This window comes from Allosphingosinicella sp., assembly GCF_036402135.1.
Lineage (GTDB): Bacteria > Pseudomonadota > Alphaproteobacteria > Sphingomonadales > Sphingomonadaceae > Allosphingosinicella.
Genome location: NZ_DASWTN010000030.1, coordinates 36,990 through 59,949, shown reverse-complemented (window position 1 = coordinate 59,949; position 22,960 = coordinate 36,990). Strand labels below are relative to the sequence as shown.

Sequence of the window (22,960 nt, the reverse complement as noted above, 5' to 3'; positions counted from 1 at the left end):
TTAGGAGTGCCCGCCAAATGGCCCACGCCAGACATATGCCCGCGCCTGAAGGAGCGACGGGCGTATTGGTTCTGGCGGACGGCAGCGTGATCTGGGGCAGGGGCTTCGGCGCCGAGGGCGATGCGGTGGGCGAGGTCTGCTTCAACACCGCGATGACCGGATATCAGGAGGTGATGACCGATCCCTCCTATGCGGCGCAGATCATCACCTTCACCTTCCCGCATATCGGCAATGTCGGCACCAATTACGACGATGTGGAGGCGGACAATCCGCATGCATTGGGCTGCATCGTCCGGGAGGATGTGACCGCGCCCTCCAATTTCCGGTCGGGGCAGGATTTCGGCACCTGGCTGAAGCGGAACGGCCGCATCGGGCTTTCGGGTGTCGATACGCGGGCGCTGACGCGGCTGATCCGGGAGAAGGGTGCGCCGAACGGCGTCATTGCGCACCGCGCCGACGGAAAGTTCGATATCGACGCGCTGCTTCAGAAGGCGCGGGACTGGCCGGGCCTCGAAGGCATGGATCTAGCCAAGGAAGTCACCACCCATCAGATGAAGCGCTGGTGGGACGGTGGTTGGGACCGGACCAGCGGCTACCGCAAATATGCGGAGCAGGACGATCTGCCGCATGTCGTCGCGATCGATTACGGATCGAAGCGCAACATTTTCCGCAACCTCGCCGATGCAGGCGCGCGTGTGACCGTGCTTCCCGCCACCGCTTCCTATGACGAGGTGATGGCGCACGAGCCCGACGGTATCTTCCTGTCGAACGGCCCCGGTGATCCCGCCGCCACGGGCGAATATGCTGTACCGGTGATCCAGAAGCTGCTCGAGACCAACAAGCCGCTCTTCGGCATCTGCCTCGGCCACCAGCTTCTGGGGCTGGCGGTGGGCGCCAAGACGGTGAAAATGCACCAGGGCCACCGCGGCGCCAACCATCCAGTCAAGCGCCTCAGCGACGGCAAGGTCGAAATCACCAGCATGAACCACGGCTTTGCGGTCGAGACGCAGACGCTGCCGGACAACGCGAAGCCGACGCACATTTCGCTGTTCGATGGCAGCCTAGCAGGCTTGGAGCTGACCGACCGGCCTGCCTTCAGCGTGCAATACCACCCTGAGGCGAGCCCCGGCCCGCAGGACAGCGTCTATCTGTTTGGTAAGTTTGTGAAGCAGCTGGGGAAGAGTCAGTGACGGCAATCCTGGCGCTGCTTGCTGCCGCATCCGTGGGAAGCACAGCCCCGGCGCGAGCGCCTGGCTTTACCCCCGCAAAATATCAGAAAAAGGGATGGGTGGCGCGCTGCCACGCCGCGGACGACGGCTTTGCAGCCAATTGCGAAGCTCGAAAGACTGACGGCGGCTTCACCTTCCGCCTCCTCACCGCCGACGCGCACTTTTACGTTTTCCTGGAGCATCCCGCCTGCTCGGTAGAGCCACGCGGTTTTTCGCGAGAGGAAATGGTCGGCCTCCGCGCCCGCGATAGGCGCAAGCAGATCATCAACACCTTTGACCTTCTGGACCTCGACTTGCACCAAGCCTGCCCAAAGCTTCCCCCCGTGCCGCGATCCTTCGTGACCTCGCCCGATATTGCTATCGCCGGCGAGGAGGCGCTGCGCTGATGCCCCGCCGCACCGACATCTCCTCGATCCTCATCATTGGCGCCGGCCCGATCGTCATCGGGCAGGCGGCGGAGTTCGATTACTCGGGGACGCAGGCCGCCAAGGCGCTGAAGGCGGAGGGCTACCGGATCATCCTGGTGAACTCCAACCCGGCGACGATCATGACCGATCCGGAGCTTGCCGACGCCACCTATGTCGAGCCGATCACGCCGGAAATGGTCGCGAAGATCATCGAGAAGGAGCGGCCCGACGCGGTGCTTCCGACCATGGGTGGGCAGACGGCGCTCAACACGGCGCTTGCGCTGTTCAAGGACGGGACGCTTGAGAAATTCGGCTGCACGATGATCGGCGCTGACGCGGCAGCGATCGAGAAGGCCGAGGATCGCCTCAAGTTCCGCGAGGCAATGGACAAGATTGGCCTCGAAAGCCCGCGTTCGCAGATCGCGCACAATATCGACGATGCGGTGAAGGCGCTCGATGTCGTCGGTTTGCCGGCGATCATTCGCCCGAGCTTCACGCTCGGCGGCACGGGCGGCGGCATCGCCTATAATCGCGAAGAGTTCATCGAGATCGTCACCAGCGGCCTCGACGCGTCGCCCACCACCGAAGTGCTGATCGAGGAGTCGGTGCTCGGATGGAAGGAATATGAGATGGAGGTCGTCCGCGACAAAGCGGACAATTGCATCATCATCTGCTCGATCGAAAACGTGGACCCGATGGGCGTCCATACCGGCGACAGCATCACGGTCGCGCCGGCGCTGACGCTGACCGACAAGGAATATCAGGTCATGCGCAACGCCAGCATCGCTGTGCTGCGCGAGATCGGGGTGGAGACGGGCGGCTCCAACGTCCAGTTCGCCGTCAATCCCAAGGACGGGCGCCTCGTCGTCATCGAAATGAACCCGCGCGTGTCGCGTTCGTCCGCGCTCGCCTCCAAGGCGACAGGCTTTCCCATTGCCAAGGTCGCGGCGAAGCTGGCGGTTGGCTATACGCTGGACGAGATCGACAACGACATCACCGGCGCAACGCCGGCAAGCTTCGAGCCGACGATCGATTATGTGGTGACCAAAATCCCGCGCTTCACCTTCGAAAAGTTCAGGGGGTCGGAGGCGCTTCTTTCCACCGCAATGAAGTCGGTGGGCGAAGTGATGGCGATTGGGCGCAACATTCACGAGAGCCTGCAAAAGGCGCTCCGGGGGCTTGAGACGGGCCTTATCGGCCTCGATGGGGTGAAGGCGCTTTACGGCGCGCCGCGTGCGGAGATCGAGGCGGCGCTGGCGCGGCCGACGCCGGACCGGCTGCTGGTGGCGGCGCAGGCGCTGCGCGAAGGCTTCACCGTCGATGAAGTCCACGCCATCGCCAAATATGATCCCTGGTTCCTGGAGCGGATCAGGGAGATCGTGGTCGCCGAGGAAGCGCTGATGATCGACGGCGTCCCGGCGGATGCGGCGGGGATGCGGCGGTTCAAGGCGATGGGCTTTTCGGACCGGCGCATTGCCGAGCTTGCGTTGAAATCGGTGAAGCTCCGGGGCGGGGCTCAGAAAACTCGCATGCGCGGCAGCGGCCTTATCCACGATGCGGTGAAGGCAATGATCGGCGCCACCACCGAGGATGAGGTGCGGGCGCTCCGGCACAAGCTCGGCGTCCGGCCTGTTTTCAAGCGGATCGACACCTGCGCCGCCGAATTCGAGGCGAAGACGCCTTATATGTATTCGACCTACGAGGCGCCGAGCTTCGGCGAGCCCGAGGACGAGAGCCAGCCTTCCGACCGGCGGAAGATCGTGATCCTGGGCGGGGGGCCGAACCGGATCGGGCAGGGGATCGAGTTCGATTATTGCTGCTGCCACGCCTGCTACGCGCTGGGCGACGCTGGCTTCGAAACGATCATGATCAACTGCAATCCGGAGACGGTATCGACCGATTACGACACGTCGGACCGGCTCTATTTCGAGCCGCTGACCGTCGAGGATGTGCTTGAGATCCTGCATGTCGAGCAGACCCGAGGCGAACTGGTCGGCGTCATCGTTCAGTTCGGCGGGCAAACGCCCCTGAAACTTGCAGCCGCCTTGGCGAAGGAGGGGATTCCGATCCTCGGCACCTCACCCGATGCCATCGACCTTGCCGAGGACCGGGAGCGGTTTGCAGGGCTGGTCGACAAGCTGAAGCTGAAGCAGCCCGCCAACGGCATCGCCCGGAGCCGGGAGGAGGCGCTCAGCGTTGCGGAGCGCATCGGCTACCCGGTGCTGACGCGGCCAAGCTACGTTCTCGGCGGGCGCGCAATGGAGGTGGTCGACGGCCCCGCCCAGCTCGAAGATTATATCGTCACCGCCGTGCAGGTGTCGGGAGACAGCCCCGTCCTGATCGACCAGTATCTCCGCGACGCCATCGAGGTGGACGTGGACGCCATTTCGGACGGCACCGAAGTCGTCATCGCCGGCGTCATGCAGCATATCGAGGAGGCGGGCGTCCATTCGGGCGACAGCGCGTGCTCTCTGCCGCCCTATAGCCTTGACCCCGCCATTGTGATTGAGATCGAGCGGCAGGCGAAGGAGCTTGCGCTGGCGCTCGGCGTCGTCGGCCTGATGAACGTCCAGTTCGCGGTGAAGGAGGGGCAGGTCTACCTCATCGAGGTGAACCCGCGCGCCAGCCGTACCGTGCCGTTCGTCGCCAAGGCGATCGGCACGCCCATCGCCAAGATCGCGGCGAGGGTAATGGCGGGCGAGCCGCTCGCTACCTTCCTGCCGATCAAGCGTGACGTTCCGCATATGGCGGTGAAAGAAGCTGTCTTCCCGTTTGCGCGCTTCCCGGGCGTCGATCCGGTGCTCTCACCGGAAATGAAGTCCACCGGCGAAGTCATGGGAATATCAGGCGATTTCGCTACCGCGTTCCTGAAGTCACAGATGGGCGGCGGCATCGAACTTCCGACTGCAGGCACATTGTTCGTGTCGGTGAAAGACAGCGACAAAACCTATATCGTGCCGCCGGTGCGTGCGCTTATGGAGTTCGGCTTCCGTGTCGTCGCCACGGGCGGAACCGCCGATTATCTTGAGGCTGAAGGGCTGGAGGTCGAGCGGGTCAACAAGGTCGCGCAGGGCCGCCCGCACATCGTCGACAAGATTAAAGACGGCGAGATCGACCTTATCTTCAACACGACCGAAGGGTGGCAGAGCCACAAGGATTCGGCGTCCATCCGCGCCTCGGCGCTGATGGCGAAGGTGCCTTATTTCACCACCGCCGCGTCCAGCGCCGCGGTCGTCCGTGCGATCGGAGCCCTCCGGAAGCACAGCCTTGAAGTCCGATCGCTTCAGGACTATTATTCCGCCTCCAGGGCATAATCTCACCACAACCTAATCGAGATTGAGTTGTCTTAGTAAAAGGCAGCTAAAACAGGGTTTTGACGAAAGGCGTAAGTTATGGCGACGGTAGACAAGATGCCGATGCTGGCTGAAGGCTATGAGAGGCTTCAGAACGAAGTGCGGCACCTGAAAACCGTTGAGCGGCCGTCGATCATCGACGCGATCGAGGAAGCGCGCGCCCATGGCGACCTTTCCGAAAACGCTGAATATCACGCCGCCAAGGAGCGCCAGGGCCAGGTCGAGGCGCAGATCGCCGACCTTGAGGACCGCCTCAGCCGCGCGATGATCATCGACCCGACGACCTTATCGGGCGACAAGGTGGTGTTCGGCGCCACCGTTCATCTGCTCGATGAGAATGACAAGAAGATCAAATATCAGATCGTCGGCCAGACCGAGGCGGACGCGAAGATCGGGCGCATCAGCTATTCCTCGCCGCTCGGCCGCGCCCTCATCGGCCGCAGCGTCGGCGATGAGGTCGAGGTGTCGGCGCCGTCGGGTGACAAATATTACGAGATTGAAAAGATCGAGTTCATCTAAGCTCCGGCTGCGATGAGGCCTCCGGAGAGCTGGCGCCGTGCCCGGGCGACGCTTGTCATCGCCGCAATTATCGCCGTCGCCTGGACCATAGCGGCGGCACTGGGCATCAATGATTATTTCGCGATTGGCGGCGGGTTCATTCCGGCGCGTGCGAGCGGCCTTGGGGTGGATTTTCCCGCCGCGCCGGTTTTCCTGACGCCGCTTACAGCCACCTTCGTGCATGCCGGGTTCGTGCACTTGGCCTTTAATCTTCTGATACTGCTGTTCTGCGGCAGGGCGGTGGAGAATATCCTTGGACCGGCGGCTTTGGTTGTCCTGTTCGTCACCGGAGCCTATGCGGCCGCCGCCGCGCAATATCTGGTCGGACCGCAGGACGTGACCCCGATGGTGGGGGCGAGCGGCGCCATCTCGGCGATCATCGGCACCTATGCGATCCTGTTCGGCCGCAACCGGGTGAAGATCGCCAATCCGAAACTTGCTCTATGGGTGAATGCGCTCTGGCTTGCTGCCGCCTGGGTGGCGCTGCAACTGCTGATCGGCCTGACGCTTGGAGACGGCGTGGAGCGCATAGCCTATGCAGCCCATATCGGCGGCTTCCTGTCGGGATTGCTGCTGGCCAAGCCGCTGCTGATCTTCCGCTACCGGAAGGCTTAAGCCTTCTTCTCGGCCAGTTCCGGCTCGAGGAGGCGGTGGAGGTGGACGACGACATATTTCATCTCGGCGTCGTCGACCGTGCGCTGCGCATTGGCGCGCCACGCATCAAGCGCGCTCGCATAATTGGGGTACACGCCGACGAGATCGATGGTAGAAAGATCGAAGTCGGTTCCCTGCGGATCCTTCACCCGCCCGCCGAAAACGAGATGCAGTCTGCTCATGCCGTGCCTCTGAAAGGAAAGTGGCGACCGCACCTAGCACGGTCGCCACTTGAGGCAAGGCCGCGAAGCCCTGCCAAGCCGAAGCTTATTGCTGAGAGGTGCTCTTCGCTTCCTGAGCGGCAGCGCTCGCCACCTCACGTGCGTCTCCCTTCAGTCGCTGGGCGGCAGCGCCGGCGATGTCGGCAAAGTCGCTGCGAAGCGTTTCGAATTTCTGCTTGGCGTTTTCCTTGTTGTAGCCAAGCTCGTCGAGCTTGCTGGTGCCGGCTTCCTTTGCGGCACGGGCCGCTTCGCGGGCGCGGCTGTTGATCTGCCGGCTATAGTCGCCGAGCATTTCTTCCTCGCGCCGCGTCTTCGGCAGGATCGCTGCAAGCAGGCCGCCGAGGGCGAGGCCGCCGATCAGCGCCGCCACCGGATTGGCGTCGATCCCTTCCGACGTCTTCTGGCGGGCGCGGCTCGCGCCGTCGCGGGCGCTGCCATAGGCCGAGCTGGTCCGTTCGCGGGCAGCATAATAAGCATCGCTCGCCTTGGTGCGGGCGCCGCTGAGGCGGCCACCACGGCCGTCGGTGCTGCTGCCCGTGCCGGTGTAGTTGTCCGTTTCCGTCATCGTCATGCGCTCACTCCTTCTTTCACGGACCTCGAGACCGTCGGAGCGGCGAGGTCGTAATTTTCGTCTTTCTTGTGGATCTTCGTCTTGACGAGGTCACTGTCGTCCTCGCCGCGGATCAGCTTGGAAATCGCGGTCCAGAGCGAATCCCGGGCGAGGAAGATCACGATCGCGGCGATCACGCCCGACACTGTGAGCCGCCTGTCCTTCACGGTCTGAAGGGCGCTGTCCGTCATGGTGCCCGTCTTGTCCTTGACCCCGGTCCAGGCATCGTTGGCGAGCGTTCCAGGCTTCAGCCGGTACTGAAGCGTGTGAAGCGTTGTAGTGAAGCGCTGGCGGGCCAGCTCCTGCTCGCGCTTCGCGCGCTCCAGCGCTTCGGCGTCGGGATGGGGCTTGTTCTTGCTCATAACCTCGTCTCCCCGGCAGCGAGCGCCTGACGCTCTTCATTGTCGCCCGACAAAGCCGCCATCTTGCCCGAGCCCCAGCGGACCAGGAGGAAGGCGATGATGCCCGTGACTGCAAAGACGATCAGGCCCGCCGCGACGCCGCCGACCAAGTCGGTGAGGCCGATCACAAAGCCGACTAGGAGGGCGATGAGACCGGCAAAGGCGAGCAAGCCGCCCGCCACCAGCGCGGCGACGCCGAGCTTCGCCTTGTTCGCCCGGTAAACAGCGATCTGCTTGTAAAGCCCGACCTCGGCACGGACGAGCGCGCGGCCGTCATCGGCGAGGCGCCCGAACAGCTCGCCTATCGAGCTGTCGGTTGGGTTCTGAACCCGCGCATCCATGATCAGATCTCCGAGCCGCTGGTACCGGTGCCGCCGACCGTGGTAGTGCCGGTGGTCGTGCCGGCGCTCCCGCCGGTCGAACCGGTGCCCGTGCCGGTGCTTCCGGTGGCGCCAAGACCGCTCGTACCGGTAGTGCCGTAACCGGTGGACCCGGTGGAGCCGAGCTGCGCGTCGGGCTGGAACTCAATCTCGCGTTCGCCGCGGCTTCCGCCGCCGCCATTGCTGTCCATGCCGGCCTTGATCAGCCGGACGAGCGAGAAGCCGACCACCGCCGCGACGCCGAGCGCGACGCCCGGACTTTTGCGGACGAGGTTGCGGCCGTCGTCGAAGAGCTCGTCCACTTCCTTGTTGCGGAGCGTGTCGGCAAAGCCTGCAACCGCATCGGCCGCGCGGCGCGCATATTCACCATATTCGGAGCCGAGCTTTTCATCGATCGTGCCTGCGGCCTCGTCGACGATCTGCCGGAGGTCGTCGAGCGCGCTTGTCGCACGGTCCTTGCCGGTTTCGGCATAAGCGCGGATCTGCTCGCCCGCCTTGTTCTGCAGGTTGCCGACGCCGTCGCGAAGCTGCGCCTTGATGTTGCCGCCGCTCATTCCGCCGGAGGAGCCGGAGCCGCCCGTGGAGCCGCTGCCGAAGCCGCCGCTGCCGCCGCTGCCGCCGCTGCCGCCGCCGAAATCGCCTCCGCCCGAGCCGCCAAGGCCCGAAGATCCAGTCGTTCCGCCCATATTGCCACCTCCCGTGCCAGTGCTCATGCCGCCCGTATCGTCGCCGCTTCCCGTGCCGACGAAGCCGGAACTGGCGCCGCCGCTGCCAAGGTCATCCATGTTGCTTCCTTCCGTCTCCATCGCGCCGTTGATGATGTGATCGGTACCTTCGGGAAGTTCCGGATTGCGAGGGGGCATGGCTGTTATCTCCATCGTTTGAGGGGGACGTAATTCGTTGATGCGCAAACACATGTCGCGTGCCTTCCGTTCCGTTCCCGGAAAGGAAAGTTGCGTCTGCGCACCCGCCCAGATAAGCGGCCTCATCAACCCCAATATAGATCATAACGAGGCCGTAACAATGACCGCCATTCTCGACGTCCACGCGCGCCAGATCCTCGACAGCCGCGGCAATCCGACGGTGGAGGTGGAAGTCTATCTGGAGGATGGCAGCTCGGGCCGCGCGGCAGTGCCTTCGGGCGCTTCGACCGGCGCCCATGAAGCGGTCGAAAAACGCGACGGAGACAAGGGCATCTATCTCGGCAAGGGTGTCATTCAGGCGGTCGAGGCGGTGAAGGGCGAGATATTCGAGGCGCTGGTCGGCCTCGAAGCGGAAGAGCAGGGCGAGATCGACCGGCTGCTGATCGACCTCGACGGCACGCCCAACAAGTCGCGGCTCGGCGCCAATGCGATCCTCGGCGTCAGCCTTGCCGTGGCGAAGGCAGCAGCGGATGCCCGCGGCCTGCCGCTCTACCGCTATGTCGGCGGCGTCGCGGCCAACGTTCTGCCGGTGCCGATGATGAACATCATCAATGGCGGCGAACATGCCGACAACCCGATCGACTTCCAGGAATTCATGGTGATGCCGGTCGGCGCGGAAAGCCTCGCTGAGGCGGTCCGCTGCGGCGCCGAGATCTTCCATACGCTGAAGAAGAATTTGCACGACGCCGGCCTTGCCACGGCCGTTGGCGACGAAGGCGGCTTCGCGCCGAACCTCGCCTCGACGCGCGATGCATTGGACTTCATCATGAAGTCGGTCGAGCAGGCCGGCTACAAGCCCGGCGACGATGTGGTGCTCGCGCTCGATTGCGCGGCGACCGAATTCTTCCGCGACGGCGCCTATCACATCCCCGGCGAGGGCAAGGTTCTGAGCCCCGGTGAAATGGCCGAATATCTCGCCGCGCTTACCCGAGACTATCCGATCCTTTCGATCGAGGACGGGATGAGCGAGGACGATTTTGAAGGCTGGAAGGCGCTGACCGACCTCGTCGGAAACAAGGTGCAGCTGGTCGGCGACGACCTCTTCGTCACCAATCCGAAGCGACTTGCCGAGGGCATCGAACGCGGCCTCGCCAACTCGCTGCTCGTGAAGGTCAACCAGATCGGAACGCTCACCGAGACGCTGGATGCGGTCAACATGGCGCATCGCGCCCGCTATACTGCCGTCATGTCGCACCGTTCCGGCGAGACCGAGGACACGACCATCGCCGACCTCGCCGTCGCCACCAATTGCGGGCAAATCAAGACCGGCAGCCTCGCCCGCTCGGACCGGCTCGCCAAGTACAACCAGCTCATCCGGATCGAAGAGGAACTGGGCGATCAGGCGAAATATGCGGGCCGGGTGATCTTTTCTTCAAAAACCGCTTGATTCCGGGGCCTTTTCCTGATTCTGTTAACCACATGGCCGGGGCAACGCGAAATTCGCTGGAATTGATCAAACGGGCGGCGCTGCCAGCGATCGCCGTGCTGATCATCGCGAACTTCCTCGGCTATGCGATCTTCGGCTCGAACGGCATCCTCTCTCTCGGCGATTACAAGCGGCAGAAGGAAGATCGGGCGGTGCAGCTCGCGGCGCTGAGCGAAGAGCGGGCGCGGCTCCAGCACCGGGCCCAGTTGCTCGACCCGCGCAAGGCCGATCCCGATCTCGCCGACGAGATGGTACGGAGCGAACTCGGCCTCGTCCGCCCGGACGAAGTGATCATCCCGCTCGAGGAATAATCCTCCCGCATTTCCGGCGTGCAGCCATGTTGCGCGTCCCGGCGTTTGCCGCCATAGAGCCGCCACTTTAGAGACGTGAAGGAAGGGCCGTTACCTTGGCCAAGGCATCCGCGCCGAAGCGCTCCGAATCCAAATCCGCCGCACCGCCGGCCACGCCAAACCGGGAACGTCCGCCCGAGCCGCAGCGGCATTCGGCCGACAAGGCGGAACTGCTCGAATATTATCGGCAGATGCTGCTCATCCGTCGCTTCGAGGAAAGGGCGGGGCAGCTTTACGGCCTCGGCCTGATCGGCGGCTTCTGTCACCTCTATATCGGCCAGGAAGCGGTCGCCGTGGGCCTTCAATCGGCGCTCGATCCTGACAAGGACAGCGTCATCACCGGCTACCGCGACCACGGCCATATGCTCGCCTACGGCATCGATCCGAAGGTGATCATGGCCGAGCTGACGGGACGCCAGGCCGGCATCTCCAAGGGCAAGGGCGGCTCGATGCACATGTTCAGCGTCGAGCATAAATTTTACGGCGGCCACGGCATCGTCGGCGCGCAGGTGAGCCTCGGCACCGGCCTTGCCTTCAAGCACAAATATGCGAACGACGGCGGCGTCTGCATGGCCTATTTCGGCGACGGCGCCGCGAACCAGGGCCAGGTTTACGAGAGCTTCAACATGGCCGAGCTCTGGAAGCTGCCGATCATCTTCGTGATCGAGAACAACCAGTACGCCATGGGCACCAGCGTCAACCGCGCCTCGGCCGAGGACCAGCTTTACAAGCGCGGCGAAAGCTTCCGCATCCCGGGCCTGCAGGTGGACGGGATGGACGTGCTCGCGGTCCGCGGCGCCGCCACGACTGCGCTTGAATGGGTGCGGGCGGGCAAGGGCCCCATCCTGCTCGAGCTCAAGACCTACCGCTATCGCGGCCATTCGATGTCGGACCCCGCCAAGTACCGAAGCCGCGAGGAGGTGCAGGCGGTGCGCGACAAGTCCGACCCCATCGAGCTTGTGAAGCGGGAGCTTGCTGCGCTCGGCGTCGGCGAGGAAGAGGTCAAGAAGATCGACAACGAAATCAAGCGGATCGTCGTCGAAGCTGCGGACTTCTCCGAACAGTCGCCCGAGCCCGATCCTTCCGAACTTTACACCGATGTTCTGGTCGAGACTTACTGATGCCCATCGAACTCAAGATGCCCGCTCTCTCTCCGACGATGGAGGAAGGCACGCTCGCCAAATGGCTGGTGAAGGAAGGCGACACCGTCGCGTCCGGCGACATCCTCGCCGAGATCGAGACCGACAAGGCGACGATGGAGTTCGAGGCTGTCGACGAGGGCACTGTCGCCAAGATCCTGGTTGCCGAGGGCACTGACGAAGTGAAGGTGGGCACCGTCATCGCCATCCTTGCCGGCGACGGTGAGGAGGCGAACAGGGCCGGGGCGGCGCACGAGGTCGCCTCGAACGAAGATAACGGCCAGGCCATCGCCGCTTCACCCGCCGAGGAGGAGCAGGCGCAGCAATCGACGGTCAATTTCTCCGCTAAGGAAGAGCATCGGCCCGAAAGCCTTCGCGTCGAGCCGGACGTTCCGGAAGGCACGGAGATGGTCCGCACTACTGTGCGTGAAGCGCTCCGCGACGCCATGGCGGAAGAGATGCGCGCCGACGACCGGGTCTTCGTGATGGGCGAGGAAGTCGCCGAATATCAGGGCGCCTATAAGGTGACGCAGGGGCTGCTGGAGGAATTCGGCGCCCGCCGCGTGATCGACACGCCGATCACCGAATATGGCTTTGCCGGCGTCGGCACCGGCGCAGCGATGGGCGGTCTGAAGCCCATCGTCGAGTTCATGACCTTCAACTTCGCCATGCAGGCGATCGACCACATCATCAATTCGGCGGCCAAGACCAATTATATGTCTGGCGGCCAGATGCGCTGCCCGATCGTGTTCCGCGGCCCGAACGGCGCCGCGTCGCGGGTGGCCGCACAGCACAGCCAGAATTTCGGTCCTTGGTACGCCAGCGTCCCGGGCCTGATCGTGGTCGCGCCTTACTCGGCGGCAGACGCGAAGGGGCTGCTCAAGGCCGCGATCCGGTCCGAAGACCCGGTCGTGTTCCTCGAAAACGAATTGCTCTACGGCCAGAGCTTCGACGTTCCGAAGCTGGACGATTACGTCCTGCCGATCGGCAAGGCGAACGTGGTGCGTGAAGGCCGCGATGTGACTTTGGTCAGCTATTCGATCGGCGTCGGCGTTGCGCTTGATGCGGCGACCCAGCTTGCCGAGCAGGGGATCGAGGCGGAGGTCGTTGACCTTCGCACGCTCCGCCCGCTCGACAAGGAGACGGTGCTGAAGAGCCTTACCAAGACGAACCGCCTCGTCTGCGTCGAGGAAGGCTGGCCGGTCTGCTCCGTCTCGTCCGAGATCATGGCCATCTGCATGGAGGAAGGCTTCGACGATCTCGACGCGCCGGTGATGCGCGTCACCAATGAGGACGTGCCGCTGCCTTATGCCGCCAATCTCGAGAAGATGGCGCTGATCAAGGTCGCCGACGTGGTCGAGGCCGCCAAGAAGGTCACGTACCGCTGAGGCTTTGGCAGGTAGAGTGACTCCGCTCGACCCCGACCGAACGCTCGCCCTTTCATATGTGCCGGCGCGGCATCGGCCTGCCATAGAAGCATTGTGGCGGCTCGATGCGGCGCTGGGGGCGGTGCTCGCCGCCGGTCGAGAGCCGATGATCAGCCGCATCAAGCTGGTCTGGTGGCGCGATGCGCTCGTCAAGCTCGACATCGACAAGGCACCTTCCGAGCCCGTCCTTCAGGCACTCGGCGAGCGTGTCCTGCCGCGCGGCGTCACCGGCATCGAGCTCAGCGCCATGGAGGAGGGCTGGGCGCAGCTCCTTACCGAAGGTGCGCTGGAGCCGGATGAGTTGCACGCTTATGCAAGGCAGCGGGGTGGTGTCCTGTTCCGTCTGTCGGCGCGGCTGATTGGTGGCACCGCTACGACCCAAGAAGAGTTAGCAGGGGAAGTCTGGGCTCTGTCCGATCTCGGCCGTCACAGCGGAGAGCCGGATGCGTCTGCCGCCTTCGAAGCGGCCCGGGCGATAGAACTGCCAGCGCGTTGGCCGACCGCCCTACGGCCGATCGGTATGCTGGCGGTACTTGCCCGCCGGGATGCCGCGGGACCGCCGCCGGAGCCGCAGGGCTCGCCGGGCCGAATGCTCCGCATGCTGCGGCACCGGATCACCGGGCGCTGATCGCGCTTGGCTCGACAGAGGCAGTCGGTTAGCCTCGGTGCCAAACAGGAGGGGGCATGCTGAAATTCGTGTACGGCGCCGTGTCGGCGATGCTGCTGATGGCTGCCGGCTTCTTCATCTGGAAGAGCCAGGCCCAGAGCGACAATCCCGTTCCACCCGCGCCGCCGCCTGCCGCCAATTATGTGACGCCGCTCCAGCAGCCCGTGCCGATGCCGCCTTCGGCGCCTGCCAAGTCGAAAGAAGAGAAGCGCTTCGCCCGCGCCGACAAGGATGACGATGGGCGCATCACCCGCGCCGAGCTGATGCAGCCGCGCCAGAAGGCCTTCGCCAAGCTCGACAAGAACGGCAATGGCAGCCTCAGCTTCGAGGAATGGGCGGTGAAGACGGGCGAGAAGTTCGCCGGCGCCGACAAGGACCGCTCAGGTTGGCTCACGCCCGCCGAATATCAGACCACGGCGCCCAAGCCTGCGAAGCCGAAACGCTGCGCCTGCTAAACGCGGCCTGCCACTCCTTCAGCGCGTCACGGGCGCGCGAGGTGTAGGCCGCCTTACGGTCCGATTTTTTCTTTCCTTCCACCGGCGGGAAAAGGCCGAAATTGACGTTCATCGGCTGATAGCTGTCGGCCTCCGCTCCGCCGGTGATATGACCCAGCAGGGCCCCAAGCGCCGTCTCGGGCGGGGGCGGGGCGATGTCGAAGCCGAGGATCTCGGCGGCTGCGAAGCGCCCCGCCAGCAGGCCGATCGCCGCGCTCTCGACATAGCCTTCGCAGCCGGTGATCTGGCCTGCGAAGCGGATGTGCGGTGCAGCCTTCAGGCGTAGCGTGCGGTCGAGCAGCTGGGGCGAATTGATGAAGGTGTTGCGGTGGAGGCCGCCGAGCCGCGCGAACTCGGCATTTTCGAGGCCGGGAATGGTGCGGAAGATGCGGACCTGCTCGGCATATTTCAGCTTGGTCTGGAAGCCGACCATGTTCCAGAGCGTGCCGAGCGCATTGTCCTGGCGGAGCTGCACGACGGCATAAGGCCAGCGCCCGGTGCGCGGGTCGTCGAGGCCGACCGGCTTCATCGGTCCGTAGCGGAGTGTATCGACGCCGCGCTCCGCCATCACTTCGATCGGCATGCAGCCTTCGAAATAAGGCGTGTCCTTCTCCCACTCGCGAAACTCGGTCTTCTCCCCGTCCATCAGCGCCTGGTGAAAGGCGAGATACTGCTCCTTCGTCATCGGGCAGTTAATGTAATCCTTGGTCTCGCCCTTATCCCAGCGCGAGGCCATCCAGCAGACGTCCATGTCGATGCTGTCGCGATAGACGATGGGCGCGATGGCATCGAAGAAGGCGAGGGCGTCGCTGCCTGTCGCCGCGCCTATCGAGCCCGCGAGATTGGCGGCAGTAAGCGGGCCGGTTGCCACGATGGTGGAGCCGGACGAGGGGAGGGCGTCCACCCGCTCCCGCACCAGTTCGATGTTCGGGTGCGCCGCAAGTTTCGCGGTCACCGCTTCCGAAAAGCCGTCCCGGTCCACGGCCAGCGCCGAACCTGCAGGAACCTTATGTGCGTCGGCCGAAGCCATAATGATGGAGCCGAGCGCCCGCATCTCAGCGTGGAGCAAGCCGACGGCGTTGCTCACCGCGTCGTCCGAACGGAAGCTGTTTGAGCAAACCAACTCGGCAAGCCCGTCAGTCTGATGCGCGGGAGTCATCTCGCCCGACCCGCGCATTTCGCTGAGCCGCACCTTCACGCCTGCCTCGGCAAGCTGCCACGCCGCTTCCGAGCCTGCGAGACCGCCGCCGATGATGTGTACCTGATGACTCATGGCCTCGAAATGCACGGTTCTGCGTCGAAGTGCACGATGTGCATGGGGTGAGGCGCCTTTTCCGTGAACTTTGCGGCGATTGAAGATGAGCCCGAGACACTTGGCTGCAGATATGAAGCTTTTATGTGAGTTCCGGTGCGCATCATATTGAAATAAATAGCAAATCCATTCTGAACCATGTAACAGCCTAACGCACAGCCCTCCTGTAGGAAAGCCGGGCTACCGGCTTCCTGCAGGGGGTGGCGCGTTACAGCCGGAGGTTCAGCCTTCCTCGTCGCCGCTGATGACCGCATCGCTCGCGGCAAGCGTCTGATCCTCGACATCGACCACGGCTTCGGCTTCGTCCTCGCTCTCCTCGATCCGGGCGGCGGAGACGACATGCTCGTTCTCGGCGACGCGGAAGAGGGTGACGCCCTGCGTGTTGCGGCCCGCAATGCGAATGTCGCCGACAGTGGTGCGGATGAGCTTCGCCTGATCGGTGACCAGCATCAGCTGCTGCCCGTTATGGGCGGGGAAGCTTGCCACTACGCAGCCGTTCCTGGCCGATGTTTCAATATTGGTAATGCCCTGCCCGCCGCGATTGGTGCGGCGATATTCATAGGCCGAGGTGCGCTTGCCGTAGCCGTTGGCAGTGACGGTGAGGATGAACTCCTCCGCTTCCTGGAACTCGGCCATGCGCTCGGGCGAGAGGGTGGGGGCGTTCTCATTCTCCTTCCACGGCGCGGCGCGGAGATAGGCGTCGCGCTCCTCGGTCGTCGCGGGGAAGCCCTTGAGGATCGAGAGCGAGATCACCTCGTCGCCGTCGCGGAGGGTGATGCCGCGGACGCCGGTCGAGGTGCGGCTCTGGAATTCGCGTACCGCAGTCGCCTCGAAACGGATCGCCCGGCCCTGCTTGGTCGCGAGCAGGACATCGTCCTCCTCGGTCAGGAGCGCGACGCCGATCAGGCAGTCGGTCGCATCCTCGTCGAACCGCATCGCGAACTTGCCGTTCGACGGCACGTTGGCGAAGGCGTCCATGCTGTTGCGACGGACGCCGCCATGCGCGGTGGCGAAGATGACGTGGAGATTCTTCCACTCCTCCTCATTCTCCGGAAGCGGAAGCACGGTTGAAATCGTCTCGCCCTCGGCCAGAGGCAGAAGGTTCACCATCGGCCGCCCGCGGGCCTGCGGATTGCCTTCGGGCAGGCGCCAGACCTTCAGGCGATAAACCTTGCCGTGGGTCGAGAAGAACAGGACCGGCGTGTGCGTCGAGGTCACGAACAGGTTGGTGACCGCATCCTCGTCCTTCGTGTTCATGCCGGCGCGGCCCTTGCCGCCGCGGCGCTGGGCGCGGAAGGCGTCGAGCGGCGTGCGCTTGATGTAGCCCGACATGGTGACGGTCACGACCATGTCCTCGCGCTCGATCAGATCCTCATCCTCGATCCCGTCCCAAGCCGGCGCGATCTCGGTGAGGCGCGGGGTCGCATATTGCTCCGCAATCTCGTCGAACTCCTGCAGCATGACCTCATAAAGTTTCTGCCGGTCGCCGAGGATTTCGAGCAGCTCTCCGATCGAGGTCGCAAGCTCTTGAAGCTCGCCGCCGATCTCGTCGCGTCCGAGTGCCGTCAGGCGGTGGAGGCGGAGTTCTAGGATGGCGCGGACTTGCGCATCGGAGAGAGTATAGCTGTCGCCTTCGACCTCATGTTCGACCGCTTCGACGAGGCGAATGTAGGGCGCGATCTCCGCCACCGGCCAAGCGCGAGCGAGAAGGGAGGCGCGTGCCTCCGCGGGCGAGGCCGAGGCGCGGATCATCCGCACCACTTCGTCGAGATTGGTGACGGCAATGACGAGACCGAGCAAGATATGGGCGCGGTCGCGCGCTTTGTTCAGCTCGAACTTCGTCCGGCGGGTGATCACTTCCTCGCGGAATTTGACAAAGCTTTCGATGATGTCGCGGAGGTTCAGCGTTTCAGGGCGGCCGCCGCGAATGGCGAGCATGTTGGCCGGAAAGCTTGATTGCGCCGGCGTGTGCCGCCAGAGCTGGTTCAGCACCACTTCCGGCGTGGCGTCGCGCTTTAGGTCGATGACGACGCGGACGCCTTCCCGGTTGGACTCGTCGCGAATGTCGGCGACACCCTCGATGCGCTTGTCCTTGGCCGCCTCGGCGATCTTCTCGACGAGGCCGTTCTTGCCGACCTGATAGGGGATGGCGGTCAGCACGATCGAGCGGCGGTCGTTCCGCCCTTCCTCGACAATGTGGCGCGAGCGCATGATGATGGAGCCGCGGCCCGTATGATAGGCGCTGCGCGCACCCGCCTGGCCGAGGATCAGCGGTCCGGTCGGGAAGTCAGGGCCCGGCACGATCTCGATCAGCTCTTCGATCGTGATGCCGGGATTGGCGATATAGGCCCTGCAGGCGGCGATCACCTCGCCGAGATTGTGCGGCGGGATATTGGTCGCCATGCCGACGGCGATGCCACCGGCACCGTTGACGAGGAGGTTGGGGAAGCGGGCGGGGAGCACCTGCGGCTCTTCGCGGCTGCCGTCATAGTTGGGCGTGAAGTCGACCGTATCCTTGTCGAGATCGTCGAGTAGGGTCATGGCGACCTTGGCGAGCCGCGCCTCAGTGTAACGCATGGAGGCTGGCGGATCGGGATCCATCGAACCGAAATTGCCCTGGCCATCGATCAGCGCCACCCGCATCGACCAGTCCTGCGTCATGCGCGCAAGTGCGTCGTAGATCGCGCTGTCGCCGTGCGGGTGGTAGTTGCCCATCACGTCGCCGACGATCTTGGCCGACTTGCGGTAGGGACGTCCGGGGACGAAGCCGCCTTCCTGACAGGCGAAGAGGATGCGGCGATGCACCGGCTTCAGGCCGTCGCGCACGTCCGGAAGCGCGCGGGCGACGATCACCGACATCGCATAGTCGAGATAGGAGGTCTTCATCTCGTCGACGATGGAGACGGGCGTGATGTCGCTGGGTTCGATGGTCGGCGGTGCGCTGGCCAATGTCTGTTCCTAAGGCTTTCTTGAATAGGAGGCGCTTGGCGCCGGATAGAGGCTGGAGCCTAGCCGATGCCTCGGCCCGGCGCCACCCCACGCGCGTACGCGCGCGAGAATTTCTGGGGACAAAAAGCGGCGGCAGGGGCCGGGTAGAGGCCCCCGTCATTCGGGTCAAACGGGCGGGATTTTTCCCGCTTTTCCGGCTGCTTGCGGTTCAAGCGGGGTTCAGCGCCTTTCGGATAGCAAGCCCATGCGATTGGCGATAGAAGCAGCCCCGTCCTCAAGGAGGCGTGACTCGCCAGGGGCATCGGAGAGAGAAAGACATGAAGCTGGGTAAGCGCGCTGCTTTCTGCGCCGCATTGTTCGTAGGTGCCGCGACGTTCGCAGGCCAGTCCGCAACGGCGCAGCAGGGCCGCACCTTCACCCTCAACGCGCAGGAGCGGGCGGCAATCTTGCCGCTTCAGAACGCGATCCTCACCAACAATTTCGCAGCGGCGGCGGCGGCGCTTCCCGCGGCGCGTTCGGCAGCGCAGGGCGCCGATGCACGCTATATGGTCGGCCAGTATCAGCTCCGCACAGGCATCGCGACGGCGAACCTCCAGATGCAGGCGCATGCCATTGAGATCATGCTGAGCAGCGGTGTTGTGCCCGCCGCCGACCTTCCGCAGCTGGTCGCCAATCAGGCGGCGCTTGCGATCCGCAATAACGATATCAAGAGAGCCGAAGCGGCTTATGCACGCTATGTCGAGTTGGCTCCGAATGATGCCAATGCGGTTATGGCGCTCGCCGAGATCCGGCACGACATGGGCAATGTCGCGGCGTCGGTACCGCTAATGGAGCGGGCAATCGACCTTCGCCAGGCGTCAGGCCAGCCGGTGCCGGAAAGCTGGTATAAGCGTGCGCTGAAGACCGCGTTCGACGCCAAGGTGGCGCCTCAGAGCCTGAAGTTCAGCCGCGCGCTGGTCGCGACCTATCCGAGCGACGAGAATATCCGTGACGCGGCGCTGGTCCACCGGGACCTAGGCGGGTTCGACAATGATGCCCGGCTCGACCTCTATCGCCTGCTTCGTGCATCGAAGTCGATGGCGGGGGAGCGGGATTATTTCGAGAGCGCGCAGGCGTTCACGGCTGCGGGCCTCGGCAACGAAGCCAAGTCCGTGCTGGACGAGGGCGTTTCGCAGCGCATGGTCGACGCCAGCAAGGGTGCGGCCAAGGATCTGCTGGCGGCCTCTGCGAAGCGCGCGACCGGCAAGGCCGCGCTTACGGGACTCCAGACCAAGGCCATGGCCTCGGCGACCGGCACGGCCGCCCTTTCGGCGGGCGACACCTTCTTCGGAAGCGGTGACTATGCCGCTGCGGCTTCGCTCTATCAAGCGGCGCTGCAGAAGGGGTCAGTGGACCCCAACGTGGCCAACACCCGCCTCGGCATCGCTCTTGCAATGGCCGGGCAGCGGGCGGAGGCGGAGACCGCCTTCCGCGCCGTCACCGGCCCCCGCGCCAACCTCGCTTCGCTCTGGCTTGCCTGGCTTAGCCGCCGCGCCTGACGCTCAAGTCCAAACAGGAGAAAAGTTCTCATGAAGTCGATCTCGACCCTCGCCCTCGCGGCTGCCCTTGCCGCCGCCGGTGCCTCGGTTCCCGCAGCCGCCCAGAACAAAGCGGCAGCGCCCGCCGAAGCGCCAACGCGCAAGTTCGACCTGAGCGCTGAAGGGCGTAAGGCGATTGCCCCGCTTCAGGCGGCGGTGAACGCCAAGGATGCAGCAGCCTATGTGGCGGCGCTTCCGGCGGCCCAGGCGGCGGCGAAGACGGCGGACGATCGCTACGTTATTGCTCAGCTTCAGCTCAGCCAGGCGATCAACATCAATGACGATGCGGCCAAGCTCGCCGCCCTCGAGGCTCTCCTTGCTAGCGGCGGTGCGACGGCTGCGGAGCTTCCCCGCCTCTACCGGAACATCGGCGCTCTGAGCTACAACGCCAAGAATTTCGACCGTTCGGCGACGGCCTTGGAGAAGGCTATCGAGCTCGAGCCGAACCACACGGATTCGGTATTGCAGTTGGCGGAAGTCCGGGCTCAGCAAAAGCGGCCTGCGGATGCAGTCGCTCTGATCGATCGCGCGATCGGCCTCAAGAAGGCTGCGGGTGAGACTGTTCCTGAGACCTGGTACAAGCGCGGCCTGAAGTTCGCTTATGAAGGCAGGCTTGCGCCGCAGAGCCAGAGCTTCAGCCGGAGCCTCGTTCAGGCTTACCCGACTGCAGACAACTGGCACGATGCGCTGCTGATCTTCCGTCAGGCCGGGGGCCTCGATGCCGAGGCGGAGCTGGACCTGCTTCGCCTGTCTCGCGCGACCAAGTCGCTCCGGTCCGAAAACGATTATTACGTCCTTGCCAGCACGCTTGACCGCGGCAGCTATTTTGGCGAGCTGCAGGACCTTGTCCGTGAGGGAACTGCCGCCGGTAAGGTCAAGGCAAGCAATCCGAGTTTCGGCGAACTGACGAAGAGAGCGTCGGCAAGAGCGGCGGAAGACAAGGCGGCGCTTGCGGGTCTCGTCGCCAAGGCGCAGGCGGATGGCTCCGGCCGCACCGCCCTTCGCGTTGCCGACGGTTATTTTGGCCATGGCGACTATGCGAAGGCGGCGGAGCTTTATCGCACTGCTGCCGCCAAGGGATCGATCGACACCGATCTCGCAAAGACGCGGCTCGGCATCTCGCTCGCTATGCTCGGACAAAAGGCTGAGGCCGAGGCCGCCTTCAAGTCGGTCGGAGGCAAGCGGGCCGATCTCGCTGGGTTGTGGTCGCTCTGGCTCGCCCAGAAGAGCTGATCTTCCTTCAGATTTGACGAGGGGCGCCTGCGGCAAGCGGGCGCCCCTTTCTTTTGCTTGCCGTCCCAAAACGTTACGGTCCGTTTTGCGGGCTTCCGCATGGGTGAACGCAGCGCTAACCAACGCCTTTACAAGCGGGGGATGGGGTGCGTTTCGACGACAGGATCGCGACGGTGCTTGCGCAGCCGGAAGGCGGCGAGGCAATCGTTCGCGCCAAATGGCACCAGCTCGTCGATCTTCTCGCACAGCGCCCGGACAGCGCCGGCGGTCCCCAAGTCGATCAGGCGCTCGCCTATATCCAGTCGCAGCGCGCATATATTCCGGTAGAACAGCGCCGGCGTATCGCTGCCTCTTTCGTCGGCAGGATCTCGCCGGAGCTCGACAGGATACTGAAAGACGAGGAAGAGAAGGCGACGCCTGAGCCTGCCGCTCCTTGGCCTATACCGGCTCCGGCGTCGCCGGAGCCAGCTCTCAGCCCTGCAGCCGCCAAGAGCGAAGCACATATCAGGGACTTGCTCGCCCGCATCGAAGCGGTTCGAAAGCGAAAGCATGAGGCAGACGCTCCGCCGCAGGGGCCGCTGAAGAGCTTCCGCTGGGAAACGGGTGCGGACGGCGTTCTCCTTTGGGTCGATGGCGCGCCGCGGGAGCCGCTGGTGGGGCAGAGCATCGCCAGCGCCGCGGCCCCTGGCGAATTCGGCGTGGACGGGCAGGCGGTCGGCGCCTTCAAGCAACGGTCTCCCTTCCGGGATGCGCGCTTCACCGTGGCGGGGGAGGGGCCGGCTTCCGGCGATTGGCGCCTGTCGGGCGTGCCCTTCTTCGATGCCGCGCAGGGCCATTTCGTCGGTTATCGCGGCAGCGCCCGAAGGCCTCGCCTGGACGAAGTCGCCGCCCCCGTCGCACCGCTCGCCGCTCGGGCGGAAGGCATGTTTGGAACGAAGATGGAGCCAGACGCGCTTCGGCAGCTGGTGCACGAACTTCGCACCCCGCTCAACGCTATCATGGGCTTTGCCGAGATGATCGACAGGCAGTTCCTTGGACCCGCCGCTGAAAATTACCGCGCCCGCGCCGCCGCTATTCGGGAAGAGGCTGCGCGTCTTCTATCTTCAGTCGACGATCTAGACACGGCTGCCCGGATCGAGACGCATCGACTGCCGCTTGACGAGAGCGCGGTCGATGCCGTGGTGCTGCTCTTCTGCCTCTACGACGATTATGAGCGGGTGGCGACGCAGCGGAACGCGACGCTGCAGATCGACTTCGCGCCGGACCTGCCGCCGGCGAAGATCGAAGCTTCGGCCGCCGAGCGGATGTTCGCCCGGCTTCTCGCCGCCACGATCGGCCTTGCAGGCGAAGGCGAGACGTTGCTCGCCAACCTGGCCTGCGAGAACACCGCGAAGGGGCCGATGCTCTGCCTCTCCATCGCCCGTCCGCGCGCCATTTCCGGGCTGTTCGAGGCGGAGTTGCTCGACCCCGGCTACACCCCGGAAGGCGATTGGCCAGAGGCGCCGTCGCTGGGGCTCGGCTTCGCGCTTCGACTTGTCCGGAGCCTTGCCGAGGCGGTGGGTGGAAGCCTCGACATCGGCCCCGACCGCTTCAATCTTTATCTGCCACCATTGCTGCCGGCCAACGGGAGCGCCAGCCGGAGCGGCTGAG

Annotated in this window: 21 protein-coding genes; 14 read left to right on the top strand and 7 right to left on the bottom strand. The window is 64.4% G+C overall.

Going from position 1 to position 22,960, the window contains the following annotated elements; translation table 11 throughout:
* The first annotated feature begins 17 nt into the window (after nucleotides 1–17).
* The 5 genes from carA (at nucleotide 18) to VGD10_RS08980 (ending at nucleotide 6,162) form a co-directional block, all read left to right on the top strand.
* The gene (gene carA / locus VGD10_RS09000; RefSeq protein ID WP_331040481.1) at nucleotides 18–1,190 is read left to right on the top strand and encodes a glutamine-hydrolyzing carbamoyl-phosphate synthase small subunit; all 1,173 of its coding nucleotides are present in this window, start codon (nucleotides 18–20) and stop codon (nucleotides 1,188–1,190) included.
* Nucleotides 1,187–1,615 (top strand): hypothetical protein, encoded by a 429-nt coding sequence (locus VGD10_RS08995; protein ID WP_331040480.1) that lies wholly within the window; start codon nucleotides 1,187–1,189, stop codon nucleotides 1,613–1,615. Before carA ends, VGD10_RS08995 begins: the two co-directional genes overlap by 4 nt.
* Nucleotides 1,615–4,950: a carbamoyl-phosphate synthase large subunit gene (carB, locus tag VGD10_RS08990; protein ID WP_331040479.1), complete on the top strand. Its 3,336-nt coding sequence runs from the start codon at nucleotides 1,615–1,617 to the stop codon at nucleotides 4,948–4,950. The genes VGD10_RS08995 and carB overlap by 1 nt, the downstream gene beginning before the upstream one ends.
* A 78-nt stretch (nucleotides 4,951–5,028) precedes the next feature.
* Nucleotides 5,029–5,508, top strand: coding sequence for a transcription elongation factor GreA (gene greA, locus VGD10_RS08985; protein ID WP_331040478.1), 480 nt, complete (start codon nucleotides 5,029–5,031; stop codon nucleotides 5,506–5,508).
* Nucleotides 5,509–5,520: 12 nt separating this feature from the next.
* Complete coding sequence (locus tag VGD10_RS08980) at nucleotides 5,521–6,162, top strand: rhomboid family intramembrane serine protease (RefSeq protein ID WP_331040477.1); 642 nt, start codon at nucleotides 5,521–5,523, stop codon at nucleotides 6,160–6,162.
* Here VGD10_RS08980 and VGD10_RS08975 read toward each other — a convergent pair.
* From VGD10_RS08975 to VGD10_RS08955, 5 genes are all read right to left on the bottom strand, one after another.
* The gene (locus VGD10_RS08975) at nucleotides 6,159–6,383 is read right to left on the bottom strand and encodes a DUF4170 domain-containing protein (RefSeq protein ID WP_331040476.1); all 225 of its coding nucleotides are present in this window, start codon (nucleotides 6,381–6,383) and stop codon (nucleotides 6,159–6,161) included. The two genes, VGD10_RS08980 and VGD10_RS08975, sit on opposite strands and share 4 nt — an antisense overlap.
* An 85-nt stretch (nucleotides 6,384–6,468) precedes the next feature.
* Nucleotides 6,469–6,993: a hypothetical protein gene (locus VGD10_RS08970; protein WP_331040475.1), complete on the bottom strand. Its 525-nt coding sequence runs from the start codon at nucleotides 6,991–6,993 to the stop codon at nucleotides 6,469–6,471.
* The gene (locus tag VGD10_RS08965) at nucleotides 6,990–7,394 is read right to left on the bottom strand and encodes a DUF3618 domain-containing protein (RefSeq protein ID WP_331040474.1); all 405 of its coding nucleotides are present in this window, start codon (nucleotides 7,392–7,394) and stop codon (nucleotides 6,990–6,992) included. Before VGD10_RS08965 ends, VGD10_RS08970 begins: the two co-directional genes overlap by 4 nt.
* A complete protein-coding gene (locus tag VGD10_RS08960; protein ID WP_331040473.1) occupies nucleotides 7,391–7,774 on the bottom strand; it encodes a phage holin family protein in 384 nt (127 codons plus the stop codon). The genes VGD10_RS08965 and VGD10_RS08960 overlap by 4 nt, the downstream gene beginning before the upstream one ends.
* 2 nt (nucleotides 7,775–7,776) lie before the next feature.
* Entirely contained in the window at nucleotides 7,777–8,676 is a 900-nt protein-coding gene (locus VGD10_RS08955) for a hypothetical protein (RefSeq protein WP_331040472.1), read from the bottom strand.
* A 160-nt stretch (nucleotides 8,677–8,836) separates the two neighbouring features.
* On the opposite strand from VGD10_RS08955, the gene eno reads away from it, so the two are divergent.
* From eno to VGD10_RS08925, 6 genes are all read left to right on the top strand, one after another.
* Nucleotides 8,837–10,123: a phosphopyruvate hydratase gene (gene eno, locus VGD10_RS08950; protein ID WP_331040471.1), complete on the top strand. Its 1,287-nt coding sequence runs from the start codon at nucleotides 8,837–8,839 to the stop codon at nucleotides 10,121–10,123.
* A 95-nt stretch (nucleotides 10,124–10,218) separates the two neighbouring features.
* Nucleotides 10,219–10,473, top strand: a complete 255-nt coding sequence (locus VGD10_RS08945) for an FtsB family cell division protein (protein WP_331040470.1) — start codon at nucleotides 10,219–10,221, stop codon at nucleotides 10,471–10,473.
* A 95-nt stretch (nucleotides 10,474–10,568) separates the two neighbouring features.
* Nucleotides 10,569–11,633 carry a pyruvate dehydrogenase (acetyl-transferring) E1 component subunit alpha gene (pdhA, locus tag VGD10_RS08940; RefSeq protein ID WP_331040469.1) on the top strand — a complete coding sequence of 355 codons (1,065 nt, stop codon included), beginning with the start codon at nucleotides 10,569–10,571 and terminating at the stop codon, nucleotides 11,631–11,633.
* Nucleotides 11,633–13,039, top strand: a complete 1,407-nt coding sequence (locus tag VGD10_RS08935; RefSeq protein WP_331040468.1) for a pyruvate dehydrogenase complex E1 component subunit beta — start codon at nucleotides 11,633–11,635, stop codon at nucleotides 13,037–13,039. The genes pdhA and VGD10_RS08935 overlap by 1 nt, the downstream gene beginning before the upstream one ends.
* A gap of 16 nt (nucleotides 13,040–13,055) precedes the next feature.
* Nucleotides 13,056–13,706, top strand: a complete 651-nt coding sequence (locus VGD10_RS08930; protein WP_331040467.1) for a squalene/phytoene synthase family protein — start codon at nucleotides 13,056–13,058, stop codon at nucleotides 13,704–13,706.
* 56 nt (nucleotides 13,707–13,762) lie between these two features.
* Nucleotides 13,763–14,200, top strand: coding sequence for an EF-hand domain-containing protein (locus VGD10_RS08925; RefSeq protein WP_331040466.1), 438 nt, complete (start codon nucleotides 13,763–13,765; stop codon nucleotides 14,198–14,200).
* On the opposite strand, the gene trmFO is transcribed toward VGD10_RS08925, so the two are convergent.
* Nucleotides 14,136–15,512 (bottom strand): methylenetetrahydrofolate--tRNA-(uracil(54)-C(5))-methyltransferase (FADH(2)-oxidizing) TrmFO, encoded by a 1,377-nt coding sequence (gene trmFO, locus VGD10_RS08920; RefSeq protein WP_331040465.1) that lies wholly within the window; start codon nucleotides 15,510–15,512, stop codon nucleotides 14,136–14,138. The two genes, VGD10_RS08925 and trmFO, sit on opposite strands and share 65 nt — an antisense overlap.
* 261 nt (nucleotides 15,513–15,773) lie before the next feature.
* On the bottom strand, nucleotides 15,774–18,500 hold the full coding sequence (gene gyrA / locus VGD10_RS08915) for a DNA gyrase subunit A (protein ID WP_331040464.1): 2,727 nt from the start codon (nucleotides 18,498–18,500) through the stop codon (nucleotides 15,774–15,776).
* Nucleotides 18,501–18,817: 317 nt separating this feature from the next.
* Here gyrA and VGD10_RS08910 point away from each other — a divergent pair, with 317 nt between their 5' ends.
* The 3 genes from VGD10_RS08910 to VGD10_RS08900 all read left to right on the top strand — a co-directional run bounded on the left by VGD10_RS08910 (nucleotide 18,818) and on the right by VGD10_RS08900 (nucleotide 22,959).
* Nucleotides 18,818–20,038, top strand: a complete 1,221-nt coding sequence (locus VGD10_RS08910) for a tetratricopeptide repeat protein (RefSeq protein WP_331040463.1) — start codon at nucleotides 18,818–18,820, stop codon at nucleotides 20,036–20,038.
* A 30-nt stretch (nucleotides 20,039–20,068) separates the two neighbouring features.
* Nucleotides 20,069–21,310, top strand: a complete 1,242-nt coding sequence (locus VGD10_RS08905) for a tetratricopeptide repeat protein (RefSeq protein WP_331040462.1) — start codon at nucleotides 20,069–20,071, stop codon at nucleotides 21,308–21,310.
* A gap of 146 nt (nucleotides 21,311–21,456) precedes the next feature.
* Nucleotides 21,457–22,959 carry a sensor histidine kinase gene (locus VGD10_RS08900; RefSeq protein ID WP_331040461.1) on the top strand — a complete coding sequence of 501 codons (1,503 nt, stop codon included), beginning with the start codon at nucleotides 21,457–21,459 and terminating at the stop codon, nucleotides 22,957–22,959.
* Nucleotide 22,960: the final 1 nt, after the last annotated feature.